The sequence below is a fragment of the Acinetobacter sp. CY79 genome (assembly GCF_059515845.1).
Genome location: NZ_JCAKMY010000003.1, coordinates 89,345 through 105,575, shown reverse-complemented (window position 1 = coordinate 105,575; position 16,231 = coordinate 89,345). Strand labels below are relative to the sequence as shown.

The following is a 16,231-nucleotide window of genomic DNA, read 5'->3' as shown; positions in this document are numbered from 1 at the left end:
GTTTACTCATTGAGCCGATGAAACACGTGGTCATTCAAATTCATGTTCAGCCATTGGCTCAATTTATCCTCAAACAAAAACAGCAATTTTCAAATTTTGCTGAATTTAATCAGTATAAAAAAAATACCATTTACGCACATAGAAATACATTCATCTCGAATTTCTTGAATCAAACAATTTGCAATCAAGATATACAGCACACCGAGTTTGGAAAGCCTTACCTATCTAATGTGACGCAATTTTCATTTAATCATTCCCATAGTCAACATCATTATGCTTTAGCCATGTCAACCAATATGGCTGATTTAGGTGTGGATATCGAAGATTTAGATCGTCAAGTTCGCTTTGATGCTTTAGCACAACATGCATTTCACCCAACTGAATATCAGACTTGGCAAGGCTTGGACTGTGATCCCCTGTATTGGTTTAAGGTCTGGACCACCAAAGAGGCGGTACTCAAAGCCAGTGGTTTAGGCATTCGGATGGATTTAAAAGATTTGAATACCCATGCTCATCCTCTACAAAATGGCGGAATGTGTGAACATGAAAAAGTGGGTGTCTTCGCCTATCAGAATTTTGAGCTGGCACATTGCATGCTGACCGTCGCATGGCGATCTGAGCACTCCTGCTCAGGTTTTGCATTACCCAATATTCAAATTCATCAACATTCTGAATCTTGAAATTCAAAATGAATCATGCCTAAGTCTTTATTGTTGAAAATAGATTTATAAATTCACATTAAAAAAGCCCATCAAGTGATGGGCTTTTTGTGCAGTTAGATGTGTAAATGCTTAATGAGGAATTTCTTCTTCTTCAAATTCAGGCTTCACTTGTACGATAAAGTCCTGACGGTTCAGACCACGCCATAAGGCAAATCCTGTACCGATATAGATTGAAGAGTAAGTCCCCACGAAAACACCGACAAACATGGCAACAGAGAACCATTGTAGACCATCACCGCCCATAATCATCATTGCAACAACAACCAGCAATAGTGTCATAGAGGTGTGAATGGTACGACGTAGGGTTTCAGTCAATGCAATGTTAATTACTTCAAGCGGTTCTGCACCACGAATCTTACGGAAGTTTTCACGAATACGATCCGATACCACGATGTTATCGTTGAGTGAGAAACCAATAATCGCAAGCAATGCTGCAAGAACAGTGAGGTCAAACGGCCATTGCATTAAGGCAAAGATACCCAGTGTCACCACAATATCGTGGAATAATGACAGTACAGCACCAATCGCCAATTTGAACTCAAAGCGAATCGTGACGTAGACCAACATGAGTAGCAGCGCAAGTGCTACAGCACCACCAGAGCGTACATAGAGCTCATTACCGACTTGACCACCCACTACATCCACTTTAGGAACAGTGACCGTATTATTTGGCAGTTGAACCGCTTGTGTAATCGCTTTGGTTAGGTCATCTGCTTCCATTTCTTCCTGAACGGGCATACGTACCATGAGGTCGCGTTCAGAGCCTAAGGTTTGTACCACAGAGTCCGTGAAGCCCGCTTTGGTTAAAGCAGCATTCACCTGTTCAGGTTTGACTGGATTGCTGTAATTAAGCTCAGCAGCGATACCACCCGTAAAGTCTAAACCTAAATTTAAACCTTTGGTTGTGATAAAAAATAGACTGGCAATCGTTAAGAAGATAGAAAGCAATGCCGCAGGCAAAGCAATCTTCATAAACGGAATCACGCGCTCGTCTTCAGGGCGACCATATTGTTTTGCTTTATCTTCTACTTTTTCAAGTTGAGTATTTTCAGTCATCATCGATCTCCTAAATGCTCAACTTTTTCAAGTTACGTTTTTTGCCATAAATGATTTGTACAATTGCGCGTGTCACGGTAATCGCAGTGAACATCGAGCAAACAATACCAATCATGAGTGTTACAGCAAAGCCTTTAATTGGACCTGTACCAATCGCGAACAAGATGAAAGCCACTAAGAATGTCGTCAAGTTGGAGTCGAAAATGGTGTTATACGCTCGATCATAACCTGCAACAATCGCCTGTTTAGGGGAGGCGCCCCATTTAATTTCTTCTCGTATTCGTTCACAGATCAATACGTTCGCATCGACTGCCATACCAATCGTGATCACGATCCCTGCAATACCTGGAAGGGTTAACGATGCACCAATCCAAGACATCACGGTAAGGATCATGGCAAGGTTAAATACCAGAGCAAAGTTCGCAATCAAGCCAAATAGACGGAAGAAAACGACCATCCAGATCGCAACCAGAATGAAACCGATTTGAGTAGAAAGGACACCTTTGTCAATGTTTTCTTGACCTAGGCTTGGACCAATCACACGTTCTTCAACGAAGTACATTGGCGCTGCTAATGCACCCGCACGTAGCATCAATGCAAGCTCAGCTGCTTCTTGGGGTGAATCCAAACCTGTAATACGGAATTGTGAACCTAATACCGCTTGAATCGTTGCAGCATTAATCACCACAGATTCAGTATAAGGTGTACGTACTTCAGTCTGTGTACCTGTTGCTGGGTCAGTCACAAAGCTAATTTTTTGTTTGTTCTCAATGAACAATACTGCCATACGTTTGCCGACCGAATTACGCGTAGCATCTGACATGAGCTTGCCGCCAGCGGTATCTAAAGTAATATTTACTTCAGCGCCACCACTGTCTTGGCTAAAGCCAGAAGATGCATTTTGAACGCGTTCACCTGTCAGAATACGGTTACGGTTCAATAGCAGTTCACGACCACTGTCTAACGATTCAAATGCAAATTTTTCAGTGCCAGGTGGAAGGGCAGAACTTGTGGCTTGACCTGTCGCTGGACTGATGAATTGATCATTTAAATCAGAAACAAGTCGGAATTCTAAGTTCGCTGTACGACCCAAGACACGTTTCGCTTCTGCAGTATCTTGTACACCAGGAAGTTCAACCACAATACGGTTACTACCTTGGCTTTGAACCATCGCTTCAGCAACACCCAACTCGTTAATACGGTTACGTAATGTTGTTAAGTTCTGATCCAATGCATAGGATTGAATTTCTTGTTTGGCTGCAGCGTTATAAACCAGCTTTAAAGTTGAGCCAGTTGCTGTTGCTAAAGCCTGTTGATCGTATTTATTGCCATTACGACGAAGTTGTTCCATCGCTGCGGCACGGTCATCATTATTCGCAAATTGAACAGTGATCTCATTGTTATTTAAAGACAAGCTATTGAATTTAATTTTATTTTCACGGAATTCGCGACGAAGATCGGATGCAGACGTTTCCATGCGTTGAGCAATGGCTTTGTCCATATCCACTTCAAGGAGGAAATGAACACCACCACGTAAGTCCAAACCGAGTTTCATCGGTTTTGCGCCAATCTTTTGCAACCATTCTGGGGTGGTTGGTGCAAGGTTGAGCGCCACAACGTAGCTTTCACCTAAGCCTTTAGAAAGTGCTTCTTTCGCTTTTAATTGAGCTTCAGATGAGTCTAAACGTAGTAATGCTGCATTTTGAGTAAAACTATTATCGTGTGAGGCAATATTATCGCTTTTTAAAATTTGCTCTGCTTTTTGTATAACGGACTGATCAATCACAGTACCCGCTTTAGCACCTGAAATTTGAACAGCAGGTTCATCAGGATACAAACTTGGCAGCGCGTATAATGTACTGATAATCAAAACGATGATAATCAGTAAATATTTCCATGCTGGGTAACGCATTTGCTTTCTTCTTAAAATGAAAAAGTCGTGCCTTCGCACGACTTATTGTGATTAAAGGTTATCTAGAGTGCCTTCAGGAAGCACAGAGATAACGCTAGCACGTTGGATTTTAACTTCATGACCACGGTTCAATTCGACCACTGCGAAATCACCATCGATTTTTGTAATACGGCCCATTAAGCCACCAGCAAATACGATTTCACTGCCAACCCCTAAGCTTTCAACAAGGGTACGGTGTTCTTTAGCGCGTTTAGATTGAGGGCGCCAGATCAGGAAATAGAAGATTGCCACAAACACAGCAATCATCAATAAGTTTGCTACGAGGCTTGGCTGTTGTGCCGCTTCACCAGCAGCATGTGCAGTCGAAATAAATAGGCTCATTACTTTTTCCTAAACTATAAAAAATCTTTAAAAGACGTGATAATAAATTTGCTTGTTCTGCAATTTACATTGTCTTTTTCTTCAGCGCAAATGCTGATGAATTAATCTTGTGGACAAGGGGGTACTTCTAAGCCACGACGCGCATAGAAATCTGCGACAAACTCATCAAATGTGCCTTTGTCTAAAGCATCACGCATCATTTCAGTTAGGCGTAGGTAATAACGTAAGTTATGTATCGTACCGAGCATTGAAGCAAGCATTTCACCACATTTTTCTAAATGGAATAAATACGAGCGTGTAAAGTTAGTACATGTGTAGCAATCACAGTGTGGGTCAAGAGGACCTTGGTCATGACGATACTGGGCATTACGAATACGCACTAAACCATCGGTGACAAAATAATGACCATTACGTGCATTTCGTGTTGGCATGACACAGTCAAACATATCGACACCACGACGTACGGCTTCTACGATGTCTTCAGGTTTACCCACACCCATGAGGTAACGAGGTTTGTCTGCAGGCATTTGTTCAGGTAAATAATCCAAGACTTTGATCATTTCCTCTTTAGGTTCACCAACAGATAAACCACCAATGGCATAACCATCAAAGTCGATGTCGAGTAAGCCTTTCAAGGATTCTTCACGGAGGTCTTGGTACATACCACCTTGAATGATACCAAACAGTGCATTACGGTTTTTCAACACCTCATGATGCTGCGTCTTACAACGTTTTGCCCAGCGTAATGAGAGTTGCAGTGACTTTTGTGCTTCTTCATGTGTAGCAGGATATGGCGTACATTCATCGAAAATCATCACGATGTCAGAGTTCAAGGTATGTTGAATATCCATTGAAATTTCTGGTGACAAGAATACTTTTGAACCATCAATAGGAGAGCGAAATGTTACGCCGTCTTCTTTGATTTTACGCATAGCGCCCAAACTGAAGACTTGGAAGCCGCCTGAATCGGTCAAAATCGGTTTGTTCCATTTCATAAAGCCATGTAAGCCGCCGTGCTCACGGATGACATCTAAACCAGGGCGTAAATATAAATGGAATGTGTTGCCTAAGATGACTTGAGATTTAATTTCCTCAATATCACGTGGCAGCATGCCTTTTACCGTACCGTAAGTACCGACAGGCATGAACATTGGAGTTTCAACTACACCATGCTCAAGGGTCAAGCGACCACGACGGGCACGGCCCGACTGAGCTAATTTTTCAAACTTCATATAATTCCTAAATCAAGGCGAAAAAACAGTTCGCTGATTACTAGCTTCAAAGGAGGCTATTTTCTATGATTTTGAAATTGAAAGCCAGTAAACTTATTGTTAGCTTCAAATCGAAACAGCTTGTTACTGCAAATTCCATCATTCGTTCACAATGCAAAAATGGGAAGTGAACCTAATCTCCCATTATTTCAAAAAGATTGAAATCAAATCTAAATCTGATTTATGGCCTAATAAACTTATTTTTGATAAACAGGGAAATTCTATAAATAAAAAAGCCTCTGTTCAGAGGCTTGAGGATTAGGAAGCGTAAAATTTATCAATACGCTCTTTAATTTGCTCTTTGCTGATCACCAGAATTCCACTACCCATAGATGCAATTTCATTAATCAAACTCTGAATATAAGGACTGGTCTCTAGGAAATAAGGTTCTAGAGAGAGCATATAGGCTTGCTGAGCGACTTGCATGTCATCATAAGGGACCATTTCTAGAGCTTGTCCTAAGTCAATCAAAATTTCTTTATCAACTTGGCTGAGTTTAAATTTGGCTTTGCCTTGGCTAATGATCGTGGATTGCAAATTTGCAATCGCTTCAAATAGAGTTGAAGAAGGCGGATTTAAACGTTCTAACGATGTAATCGCAATACTCGGATTGGAGGGGAGGTGAACAATAAAAGTGATTTGATTGGCAGTCAGATGATATTTTTCAAGAATTTCATCTTTAGCATCTTCCATACCTTGTAAATAAAAGTTCAGTGCATTTTGGTTAAAACGATCTTTAGCATGAATGTTGGTCAAACCAATCCGAGTCTGCTGGAAATATTGACTCATTTGACGTGTAAATAGGGTAATACCTTGATTGGTTTGAGCGCGGTATTGCCACTTTTCTACTTGCCATTTGTCTTCTTCCTGCAAATACTGATATTTATTTTCAGCTTCACTGAGAAGGCTTTTTTGGGTGGATACCGTGCTGTATTGCGCAACCAGAAGGTCATCCAATACTAAAGCAAATGCGTAAATCCCCTGATCTTGATGCTTTTGGTAGAGCGCATCAAATTCATGTAACAAAGCGGTTTTTAAATCTGCCAAATACTCAGATTCATTAAACTGTAAATCAAACATTTTTTTCTCTTTTTTCTCTATTATGATTGTTTTGTAATGTCAATAATTGTCGGAGATTTGAGCAATAAACTAAATTGATTGATCAAAAGGTTTTTAAAAATTCGGATGATAATCAAAGTTTTGCATCGTACTTGAATCTGAAAAAGGGCGGATCGCTTTCTTTGAAAGTGTGACACTATTCACTAAATTGTTTGGAAAGATCTGAATATTGTTATTAAATGCTTCAACATTACGATTAAAAATAGAAATGGCTGCACCCACATTCTCATTTTGTTCTTGAATGTCATCCATCATTTTTGCATAAAGCGTATCTGCTTTGAGTTCAGGATAGTTCTCAACCACGACACTGAGGTTTTTCATCAGATCTTTACTGAGACTCTCGATATGTTGAAGTTTAGAAACATCTGTTTCTTGCATATTGAGATTTAAAATTTGCTGACGGAGTTCAGTCACTTTTTCCAAAGTGGATTTTTCAAATTCAGTATATTGCTGCAAGGTGCTTTCAAGTGATTCCAAGGTTTTAATTTTCTGACGCTCAAAATTGGCCACTTCTGCCCAAGCTCGACGTGTCGCATTAAAATAGCGAACGATATTATTTCTGACGACCACACCCCAAACCAAAATTAAAACGAAAATCGCTAAAAAAATAATTAAACCCATTTGGAATTTCCTAATTCAATCGTGTTTGTGTTTTTGTATGTTTATGCCACAAAGTTTAACATGCTCTGTTTGAATTTTTCATAGTTTGGCATGTTTAAGGTTCTTAAATATCCGCGTAAATCTGAAATATTTTGAATGCTGTCTTTATCTCGACGACTCACGGTATTGAAGATATTGTGCTCAGTCATAAAACACAGGATATTTTCATCATGATGCACAATCAGATCGCCTTGATTATGTTTAAATAAATCACTGAGTCGAAGCGTGACAGAGGGTGTGATTGCACGTGCGATTTGCTGTTGATCATAGCCATAGATATTTAAATTTTTATTTAAATGGATATCGGCTGTTTCCCAGTGCGTGGTGTAAGGATGAGGAAGTCGACTTCTACGATTACTTGCAGCAAAACCTAAGGCTTCTGTTTCGAACAAGAAGCATCCCCAAAGATCCTTTTCGATTTTACGCACATTGTATTTATTGCCTTGTTCGTCTCGAACGCTGATTTCGGTCATATAGCGATATTTAAACAGTAAAACAGGATGCTGTTGCTCATGTTGGTCTGTCCAAAGCGTCGATGCAAAACTGACGATATCGTTAGATTCAGTGCCCTGATTAAACAATGGAAAATTTTGTTTCAACTTGCCCAATACAAGCATTGGATTCATTGTGCCAGTGAGATGAGGTGGAAGCTTCTGGAAATTTAAATCGTACTTTAACAGTTTAATTTTGAGCTCTAATTCATCAATGACTTGTTCAACAAGTTCATTTGACTCATAACTAAAATAAGCAACTGCAAACCATAGCGTCGATATCAGGATAGTTAATGTCATTGGAATATATTGATCGACCAACCATCCTAATAGCAAACCAGCCATGCCGAAGAAAATGCATAATTTAGGCAGGACGTTATTTAAGACCAGAGTGTTGTTTTCACCCCAAGGATGCAAAGCATCAAGAATGTCTTGGGGTGTATGGGCTTGCCGTGAAATATCCCACAACCGAGCAACATTGTGCATGACCTTTTTATTTTTATTCGTTCGTATGTGAATGAGGTTTTGTACAGTGTCGATCGGCATGGCTAGAATTTATACCTTTGCTTTATCAATCAGCATCGCATCACCATAACTGAAGAAGCGATATTTGCTTTCAACTGCATGATGATAAGCATTCATAATATTGTCACGATTTGACAGCGCAGAAACCAGCATCAGTAAAGTGGATTCAGGCAAATGGAAATTGGTAATCAATCGATCTACCACACAGAACTCGTAACCTGGATAGATGAAAATCTGAGTATCGCCTGTCCAAGCACCAATCTTTCCACCGCAAGCTTGAGCCGCGCTTTCAAGGGCACGTGTTGCTGTTGTTCCGACAGCAATAACTTTGTTGCCTCGCGCTTGAGTTTCTTGAATCAATTTGACTGTATCAGCAGGAACATCACACCATTCGCTATGCATAATGTGATTTTGAATCTCTAAGGTACGGACAGGTAAAAATGTTCCTGCACCCACGTGTAGCGTCACAAACGCTTTATGAATACCTTTTTCCTCAAGTTTTGCTAAAGTTTCCTCATCAAAATGCAAACTTGCTGTTGGTGCAGCAACACTTGCAATTTTGGTGGGGTCATTGAATACGGTTTGATAACGAACGGTATCAATATCTTCTGCTTCGCGGTTGAAGTAAGGCGGAATAGGGAGTTGACCATATTGATCTAAAACTTGAAGAATCGGTTGTGAGAACTCAACAACATATAGATTTTCTTGGCGACCTGTTACAGTGACTTTAACTTCGTCTGGTCCAATAAAAAGTTCAGCACCGGCTTTAGGTGAGTTACTCGCTTTAATATGACAATGTGCAATACGTTGATCTAGCATTCGTTCGACTAAAACTTCAACTGCACCACCACTGGCACGTTTTCCTTTTAGACGTGCTTTCATCACTTTGGTATCGTTTAAGACCAACAAATCGCCTTCATCCAATAAATCAATGATGTCTTTAAAGTAAGCATCTTGATATTGACCATCCGCTTGAATATGTAACAGACGTGAGGCACTACGTGTTTCTAAAGGGTAGCGAGCAATGAGTTCATCAGGAAGATCAAAATTAAAATCAGAAAGTTGCATAATCAAACAAAGCTTAAAAGGGAGAAAAACTGTGATTAGTATAGTCTTTTTAATCATTTTTAGCTGAAATTGATGCTTTATAAGTCAAAAAAGAGCAAGTTGGGTTAAAACTAGGCAGTTGAAAAATATTGGCGTTGACAATGTAAATAAATACGCTAATATACGCACACAACCTCTCCCGAGGTGGTGAAATTGGTAGACGCGGCGGACTCAAAATCCGCTGTCAGAGATGACGTGTCGGTTCGAGTCCGACCCTCGGGACCACTTATTTTAAGTGTGTAGTGTTTAAAGAATTTTAAAAAGCCCAAGCAAATTAAGCCTTGGGCTTTTTTTTTGTCTAAAAATTGGTCTAGCGTTATTCATTACGGTGTTGATCATTTCATGTGCAATAAACTCAAAATTTATCTAATAAAAGACGAGGTCTTTAAGTACCTGTATTTTGTATATTTGAATTACAGCTATTGGCGAACAACATAAAAGTTTCATCAGACTTATCTTTTTTATTCTAAGTTTAAACAAAGCTTTATCCATAAATTTATTGATAATGACAATGTAAATCATATATATGAATTTGCATATATATGATTATTCATATATAAACCAATTATAAAATTATGGTCTAGATATGTATGTCTCAAGTGAAAATCTATCACAACCCTGAATGTGGAACGTCTCGTAATACTTTGGCTTTGATTCGAAACGCTGGGATTGAGCCTGAGATTATCTATTATCTTGAGCATCCGCCATCTGTGGATGAGTTAAATCAACTGATCAAAGAGGCTGGTTTGTCAGTCCGCCAAGCTATTAGGGTAAATGTACCTCCTTATAGTCAATTAGGATTAGAAAAAGACATATTTAAAGATCAAGAATTGTTGAATTTCATGGTAGAGCATCCGTTACTGATTAATCGTCCTTTCGTTGTGAGTCCTATAGGGACACGTTTGGCTCGCCCATCGGAAGTGGTCTTGGATATTTTAACTGAGCCACAACGAGGTGCTTTGACTAAAGAAGATGGTGAAAAAATTATCGATGATCGTGGGCAGAGATTGAAATGAGTCTGGAACAGCTGACTTTCTTAAAATGTTTAGCGGACGATACTCGACTTAACATTGTGTTATTAGTCGCAAAATATAAAGAACTTTGTGTCTGTGATTTGATTGAAAAACTTCAATTGAGTCAGCCAAAAATTTCTCGACATTTAGCTTTATTGCGTTCATCTAAACTGTTGCTTGATCGTAGACAAGGGCAATGGGTCTATTACAGCTTACATCCAGATCTGGATGTATGGGCTAATGATATTTTAGATATCTTGCTTCGAGGTCAACAAAATCAAGCATTGTTGAACCAAGCTTCGATTACATCATCATGCTGTGAGTAACTATGATTTCAAATCGTTTGTCTTTTCTAGATCGAAATTTAACGCTCTGGATTTTTTTGGCTATGGCTTTAGGTGTGATGATTGGATATTTCTTTCCCAAAGCATCTACTTCGCTCGATCAGCTTAGCTTCAACTCGGTCAATATTCCAATCGCGATAGGCCTAATTCTGATGATGTATCCACCTTTGGCAAAAGTGGATTACACGACTCTACCGCAAATATTTAAGGATAAACGAACACTAGCTTTGTCATTGATACAAAACTGGGTCATTGCACCTGTTCTGATGTTTATCTTGGCAATGGTATTCTTACAAGATTATCCAGAATACATGACTGGTTTGATTCTTATTGGGCTTGCACGATGTATTGCGATGGTATTGGTTTGGAATGGTTTAGCTGGCGGTGATAATCAGTACGTTGCTGCCTTAGTTGCATTTAATAGTATTTTTCAAATTCTATTTTTTAGTACTTATGCATGGTTATTTTTAACTTTTTTACCACCATATTTTGGGGTTACTTCTCAAATCATCACCATTGATTTTTGGACGATTACCCAGGCTGTATTGATCTATTTAGGTATTCCATTTCTGCTGGGATTTTTGACACGTTTGATTTTGGTTAAACGAAAGGGTTTGAGTTGGTATCAAAATGAATTTATTCCAAAAATAAGCCCACTCAGCTTGATTGCATTGCTTTTTACTATTCTTGCAATGTTCAGCCTCAAAGGTGCAGAGGTGGTGAGTCTTCCTTTGGATGTTGTGCGGATCGCGATTCCTTTAACCATCTATTTTGTTTTGATGTTTTTGCTGAGTTTCTTTATGAGCAAGTGGATGGGGAGTGATTACCCTAAAACCACAGCAATTTCTTTTACGGCTGCTGGAAATAATTTTGAATTGGCTTTGGCCGTTGCCATTGCGACTTTTGGATTGGCATCACCCGTGGCATTTACCACAGTTATTGGGCCTCTTGTTGAAGTCCCTGTACTGATTGCACTTGTTTCGGTCTCGTTATGGCTTAAACGTAAATACTATGCAAATACTCAAATAATGAAGAGATGAAAATGACACACGCAAATCTTATAAGTGATCTTTTGCCTACGCCTACATTTGATCAAATTCAAGCAAAAGCGTTGCAACATCCTCCTCGAATATTGTTGATGTACGGTTCAAATCGAGAGCGTTCTTATAGTCGTCTTGCAGTGCTTGAAGCAGGACGTATTCTTGAGCGCTTTGGTTGTGAAGTTAAAATCTTCCATCCTAAAGGCTTGCCACTTCCTGAGGATGCTGATCATCAGCATCCTAAAGTCAAAGAACTACATGAGTTATTGGCATGGAGCGAAGGGATGGTCTGGTGTTCACCTGAGCGTCATGGTGCGATGAGTTCTATTCTTAAAGCTCAAATCGATTGGATTCCACTTGCGGCAGGCGCAATACGTGCCACCCAAGGAAAAACCTTGGCACTTATGCAAGTCAGTGGTGGATCTCAGTCTTTTAATAGCGTGAATCAAATGCGTGTTTTAGGGCGTTGGATGCGAATGATCACTATCCCAAATCAATCCTCTATTCCAAAAGCATTTCTAGAATTTAATGAAGATGGAACGATGAAGCCATCCTCACTCTATGATCGTATTGTCGATGTGATGGAAGAGCTTTATAAGTTCACGCTGTTGACCAGAGGGCAGTCTGCGTATTTAGTCGATCGCTACTCAGAACGTAAAGAGACAGCGGAGCAACTTTCTCAGCGCGTTAATCAGAAAAATATCTGATGTTGCTTCATTAAAAATAAGCAATAAAGAATGAAAGCCCAAATATTTTAAATTTGGGCTTTTTAATATAATTTTGACAACATAGATCTGGATGTATGGAGCTAGAGTTGTACTCATTTGAATTTGTAAAAATTTGGCAAGGTAGGCTGACTTTAAGCATTGATGATGTAAATGAGGATTAATGAACCAACATCAGTCCATCCCAGTGAAAGTAATTAGGGGAGAGTTTCGCGCGCGTCATTGCCCAAGTTCTGTCGGGAAATGCACTTGCGCCGATGGCGAGTTTTGATTTGCCAAATTTTTCATGAATATCTTCAAAAGTATCTGTGAGCTTGTCATTTTCTTCAATTTTTTTCACATCTGTGAATAAATCGAAAATATGGCTTTTTTGCGGTTCAAGTGAGTTTAAAATCACACCACACTTTTTGAATAAAATGTTTTTTTGATACAGTCGCTCGATTAATGAATTCACCACTTTAGACATGATAAGGAAATCATCGGTCGCTTCATTAAAATCATGACTTAATGATTGGTTGTAGTAGGGCGTTGTTGTATCAAACGGATTGGATTGTAGAAAAACGGTTACTGTTCCGCAGAGAAGTTGATCTTTGCGTAATTTTTTAATGGCTTCAATCGTATAGGCAGTAATTGCTTCTTTTAAATCGCTCAATTCTGTAATGCGATGCCCAAATGAACGACTGCTGATAATTTGTTTTTTTGCAGCTATTTCAGTTTCGAGTTGAATGCAGGAAATCCCTTGTAATTCCATGACGGTACGTTGCATGACCACAGAAAAGTGCTTTCTTAACATTTGTGGATCACTACAAGCCAAATCATAAGCGTTGTATATGCCTAAGTTTTTGAGTCGTTTTTGATTGTTACGACCAACACCCCAGACTTCAAAGACGTCTATGTCTTGATATAAGGCCTCTACAGAACACAAATCCATGGCTGCTAAATTACAGACACCTTGATAACCTGAATGTTGCTTGGCAATATGATTGGCAAGCTTTGCTTCAGTTTTACTACGTCCAATACCAATACAAACAGGAAGCCCTAACCATTTTGCGATGCATTTCAGAATATGATGACAATACGCTGTGATGTCATAGTTTAAAGCTAAACTGGTTAAATCTAAGAAACATTCATCAACCGAATAGATCTCTTGCTCGTTCTCACCGACAAACTGAGCCAACACCTGCATGAAGCGTCGAGACATTTCTGCATAAACGGCATAATTGCTGGAAAGCACATGCACATTGTGCTTTTGAACGAGTTCCTGAATTTGAAATAGCGGCGCTGCCATTTTAATACCAAGTTGTTTGGCTTCATCTGAGCGAGAAACTGCACAACCATCATTATTTGAAAGCACAATCACAGGTCGACCAATTAAGGCCGGATTAAAAACGCGTTCACAACTGACGTAACAGTTATTGATATCAACCAGTGCGATGATTTTATGGGGATACTGCATGAGTATTTGTCGTTTATCTTTTTAAATTAACGTAACTTTTTGATGATAGAAGTCACGACACCCCAGATGATTAATTCTTGATTACCTTTTAAATGAATGTCAGAGAAATCTGGATTTTCAGCTTTTAACCAATGGTCACCATTTTTTTCAACCATCAATCGTTTAACCGTAAAATCATTGTCCACCAAGGCAACCACAATATCTTGGTTTTTTGAGGTTAGACTTCGATCGACAATGAGAATGTCATTTATATTAATACCTGCATTCAGCATAGACAGCGATGCAACCTTGACTGCAAACGTCGTCAACTCATTTTTAATTAAGTGTTTATTTAAATCGAGTGGTTTTTCTATATAACCTTCTGTATTTGAAGGAGGGCCCGCTGAGATTTTTTCCAAAGCAAGTGGAATACTGCTATTTTTTTGGGCAACAATTTGATGAATAGACTCAACTTCATTAACGTGCTGTCGTCGTTTTTTTAAAAAATCCTGAATATGGATAATGCTTGATTCGGGAACACGAATGACCTTGGTGGGTTCGTTAAATAAGGATTTTCGACCCGCCCCAGGTCGATAACCACCATGATTACTACTCATATTTACCTATGCTTGTTTCTGTTACAAAATCAATTTTAAAAGCATCTGAGTTTTGATCACAACCAATTTTCGACCAATGGTGAAATTTGGAAAATCAAAGAGGTGATACATATGAAAATTAATTCAATGTTATCTCTCTGTTTAATATAAAGATTAAATAATAAGCAATGTTGGTTTTCATGAGAGACGGAATTTACTCTGGTAGAAATGATAAATATAGATACATATTGAATAAGTTAAATCATTAACAATTCATTTGATATTTTCATGAAAAATGATTAACTATTAGTTGTTTAAGGTGTTTTAAGCTAGATTTATATAAATTTTACGTGTGCCTATATGCTTTTTTGATTTGATTTTATGAGTTACTATGCAGTAAGAAAAAATTCAAATTGAATTTTGTACTTTGGTTGTAAAATTTTAAAGTCTTTTATTTGCTGTTTTGAACGTTTGGAATCCCGGCATAAAATTGACGAATACTCAATTTTATAATTCTTCTTATAATATTTAGGTCTGGGCATGAAATTAGAATTATTAAAGGTGGAGAGTGCAGATCAGCTAAGTGCTTGTAAGCTGTCGATTTTATTGGGTGTCATGACGCCTAAAAGTCAGGTGGAAGGTTTTCTCAAATTTGCACGCAGTATTTTAAAAACAGATTCTGCCATTCTTGCTTTTCATAATGAACCTTATATCTGGCACTCATCACCGCTGGGTTTTAATGCTTTTCATGCAAAAAAACAAGCCAACCTTTTGCCGTATTTTAATGGTGCGACATCACTCGGTTCAGATCACGAAAATTACTTCGCATTTTCACAGCATATTAAAGATTTAGGTGTGGATCATGAGCGTGTGATTGCATTTAATTTGAAGATTAATGATACCGATTCTATCGGGCAGGTCATTCTTTTTGATGAATGTAAAGACCCATACGATGAAGAATGCCTAGAGCTGGTTTATGACTTTTCAATGAGCTTAATTCGCATCATTGAAACACGACTCGATTATGAAGAATTAAAAGAGCTGTACGAACAACAATCCGCGTTGAATTTTAGTAAAACTAAATTTTTCCAAATTATTGCACATGATTTACGTGCACCATTTCATGGTTTATTGGGTTTTTCTGAAGTCTTGGCTGAAGAGAGAGAAAGTCTAGACGATTCAAGTCTACAAAACATCGCTGATTATTTACATGATACGGCGCAGTCGACCTATAACTTGTTGGAAAGTTTATTGAATTGGGCGATGGCAGAAGGTGGTCGATTTGTCTATCACCCGATTAATTTTCAACTCAAACAAACCACCAAAATCGTTCATGATGTTTTAAATACTTTAGCTGTTAAAAAACAAATTAAGTTGATAGAGAACGTAGCTGAAGATCTACGAGTCTATGCGGATATCAACATGATCACGTCTGTCATTCAAAACTTGGTTTCAAACGCACTAAAATTCACCCCTGTGGATGGTACGGGCTGTGTTTACATCGAAGCTCAGCGGTGTTCTCGTGGTGTTGAAATCACGGTTCGTGATACTGGTTTAGGTATGACAACCGATCAAATCGCAGGACTATTTCAACCTGATATAAAAGTTACCATCAAAGGAACGTCAGGTGAGAAGGGTGCAGGATTAGGATTGGTATTGTGCAAACGGTTTGTTGATTTGAATCATGGCGAAATTAGTGTGACCTCTAAACAGGGTAAGGGGACGACCTTTAAAGTCATCTTGCCTGCTGCTGAGCATGCACATCAAAGTTTGGTTGTACCTCGAAAGAGTGAACTAAAAGAACTTCGTCCGATATAAAAATCAATTAATTTCT

The 16,231-nt window shown here is 38.8% G+C and carries 16 protein-coding genes and 1 tRNA gene; 7 read left to right on the top strand and 10 right to left on the bottom strand.

The features are described 5' to 3' along the window. Nucleotides 1–17: 17 nt before the first annotated feature. Nucleotides 18–680 carry a 4'-phosphopantetheinyl transferase family protein gene (locus tag AC5YCE_RS02135; protein WP_496170812.1) on the top strand — a complete coding sequence of 221 codons (663 nt, stop codon included), beginning with the start codon at nt 18–20 and terminating at the stop codon, nt 678–680. Nucleotides 681–791: 111 nt separating this feature from the next. Here the strand turns inward: AC5YCE_RS02135 and secF are convergent, their stop codons facing one another. The 8 genes from secF to queA all read right to left on the bottom strand — a co-directional run bounded on the left by secF (nt 792) and on the right by queA (nt 9,205). Continuing rightward, the gene (secF, locus tag AC5YCE_RS02130) at nt 792–1,781 is read right to left on the bottom strand and encodes a protein translocase subunit SecF (RefSeq protein ID WP_496170810.1); all 990 of its coding nucleotides are present in this window, start codon (nt 1,779–1,781) and stop codon (nt 792–794) included. A 7-nt stretch (nt 1,782–1,788) separates the two neighbouring features. Then, a complete protein-coding gene (gene secD, locus AC5YCE_RS02125; RefSeq protein WP_496170808.1) occupies nt 1,789–3,690 on the bottom strand; it encodes a protein translocase subunit SecD in 1,902 nt (633 codons plus the stop codon). 51 nt (nt 3,691–3,741) lie between these two features. Next, the gene (gene yajC, locus AC5YCE_RS02120; RefSeq protein ID WP_496125813.1) at nt 3,742–4,071 is read right to left on the bottom strand and encodes a preprotein translocase subunit YajC; all 330 of its coding nucleotides are present in this window, start codon (nt 4,069–4,071) and stop codon (nt 3,742–3,744) included. Between the two features lie 101 nt (nt 4,072–4,172). Continuing rightward, nucleotides 4,173–5,303, bottom strand: coding sequence for a tRNA guanosine(34) transglycosylase Tgt (gene tgt, locus AC5YCE_RS02115; protein ID WP_496170806.1), 1,131 nt, complete (start codon nt 5,301–5,303; stop codon nt 4,173–4,175). Nucleotides 5,304–5,600: 297 nt separating this feature from the next. Beyond that, the gene (locus AC5YCE_RS02110) at nt 5,601–6,422 is read right to left on the bottom strand and encodes a DUF4303 domain-containing protein (RefSeq protein WP_496170804.1); all 822 of its coding nucleotides are present in this window, start codon (nt 6,420–6,422) and stop codon (nt 5,601–5,603) included. A 93-nt stretch (nt 6,423–6,515) separates the two neighbouring features. After that, nucleotides 6,516–7,082 (bottom strand): LemA family protein, encoded by a 567-nt coding sequence (locus tag AC5YCE_RS02105; RefSeq protein WP_496170802.1) that lies wholly within the window; start codon nt 7,080–7,082, stop codon nt 6,516–6,518. A gap of 41 nt (nt 7,083–7,123) precedes the next feature. Further along, the gene (locus AC5YCE_RS02100; protein WP_496170800.1) at nt 7,124–8,098 is read right to left on the bottom strand and encodes a hypothetical protein; all 975 of its coding nucleotides are present in this window, start codon (nt 8,096–8,098) and stop codon (nt 7,124–7,126) included. 69 nt (nt 8,099–8,167) lie between these two features. Continuing rightward, nucleotides 8,168–9,205 carry a tRNA preQ1(34) S-adenosylmethionine ribosyltransferase-isomerase QueA gene (gene queA, locus AC5YCE_RS02095; protein ID WP_496170798.1) on the bottom strand — a complete coding sequence of 346 codons (1,038 nt, stop codon included), beginning with the start codon at nt 9,203–9,205 and terminating at the stop codon, nt 8,168–8,170. Nucleotides 9,206–9,382: 177 nt separating this feature from the next. Between queA and AC5YCE_RS02090 the strand changes: the two genes are divergently transcribed. From AC5YCE_RS02090 to arsH, 5 genes are all read left to right on the top strand, one after another. Beyond that, a tRNA-Leu gene (locus AC5YCE_RS02090) sits at nt 9,383–9,469 on the top strand. Nucleotides 9,470–9,834: 365 nt separating this feature from the next. Next, on the top strand, nt 9,835–10,260 hold the full coding sequence (gene arsC / locus AC5YCE_RS02085; protein ID WP_496170796.1) for an arsenate reductase (glutaredoxin): 426 nt from the start codon (nt 9,835–9,837) through the stop codon (nt 10,258–10,260). Continuing rightward, the gene (locus tag AC5YCE_RS02080) at nt 10,257–10,583 is read left to right on the top strand and encodes a metalloregulator ArsR/SmtB family transcription factor (RefSeq protein ID WP_496170794.1); all 327 of its coding nucleotides are present in this window, start codon (nt 10,257–10,259) and stop codon (nt 10,581–10,583) included. The genes arsC and AC5YCE_RS02080 overlap by 4 nt, the downstream gene beginning before the upstream one ends. Before the next feature lie 2 nt (nt 10,584–10,585). Next, nucleotides 10,586–11,641 (top strand): ACR3 family arsenite efflux transporter, encoded by a 1,056-nt coding sequence (gene arsB / locus AC5YCE_RS02075; protein WP_496170792.1) that lies wholly within the window; start codon nt 10,586–10,588, stop codon nt 11,639–11,641. 2 nt (nt 11,642–11,643) lie between these two features. Continuing rightward, nucleotides 11,644–12,348: an arsenical resistance protein ArsH gene (gene arsH / locus AC5YCE_RS02070; protein WP_496170789.1), complete on the top strand. Its 705-nt coding sequence runs from the start codon at nt 11,644–11,646 to the stop codon at nt 12,346–12,348. A 178-nt stretch (nt 12,349–12,526) separates the two neighbouring features. Here arsH and AC5YCE_RS02065 read toward each other — a convergent pair whose 3' ends face one another. Together AC5YCE_RS02065 and AC5YCE_RS02060 are read right to left on the bottom strand one after the other, a co-directional pair. Continuing rightward, nucleotides 12,527–13,822 carry a Y-family DNA polymerase gene (locus tag AC5YCE_RS02065; RefSeq protein ID WP_496170787.1) on the bottom strand — a complete coding sequence of 432 codons (1,296 nt, stop codon included), beginning with the start codon at nt 13,820–13,822 and terminating at the stop codon, nt 12,527–12,529. A gap of 26 nt (nt 13,823–13,848) precedes the next feature. Then, on the bottom strand, nt 13,849–14,418 hold the full coding sequence (locus AC5YCE_RS02060; protein ID WP_496125800.1) for a LexA family protein: 570 nt from the start codon (nt 14,416–14,418) through the stop codon (nt 13,849–13,851). A 519-nt stretch (nt 14,419–14,937) separates the two neighbouring features. On the opposite strand from AC5YCE_RS02060, the gene AC5YCE_RS02055 reads away from it, so the two are divergent. After that, complete coding sequence (locus tag AC5YCE_RS02055) at nt 14,938–16,215, top strand: sensor histidine kinase (RefSeq protein ID WP_496170785.1); 1,278 nt, start codon at nt 14,938–14,940, stop codon at nt 16,213–16,215. Nucleotides 16,216–16,231 lie beyond the last annotated feature (16 nt).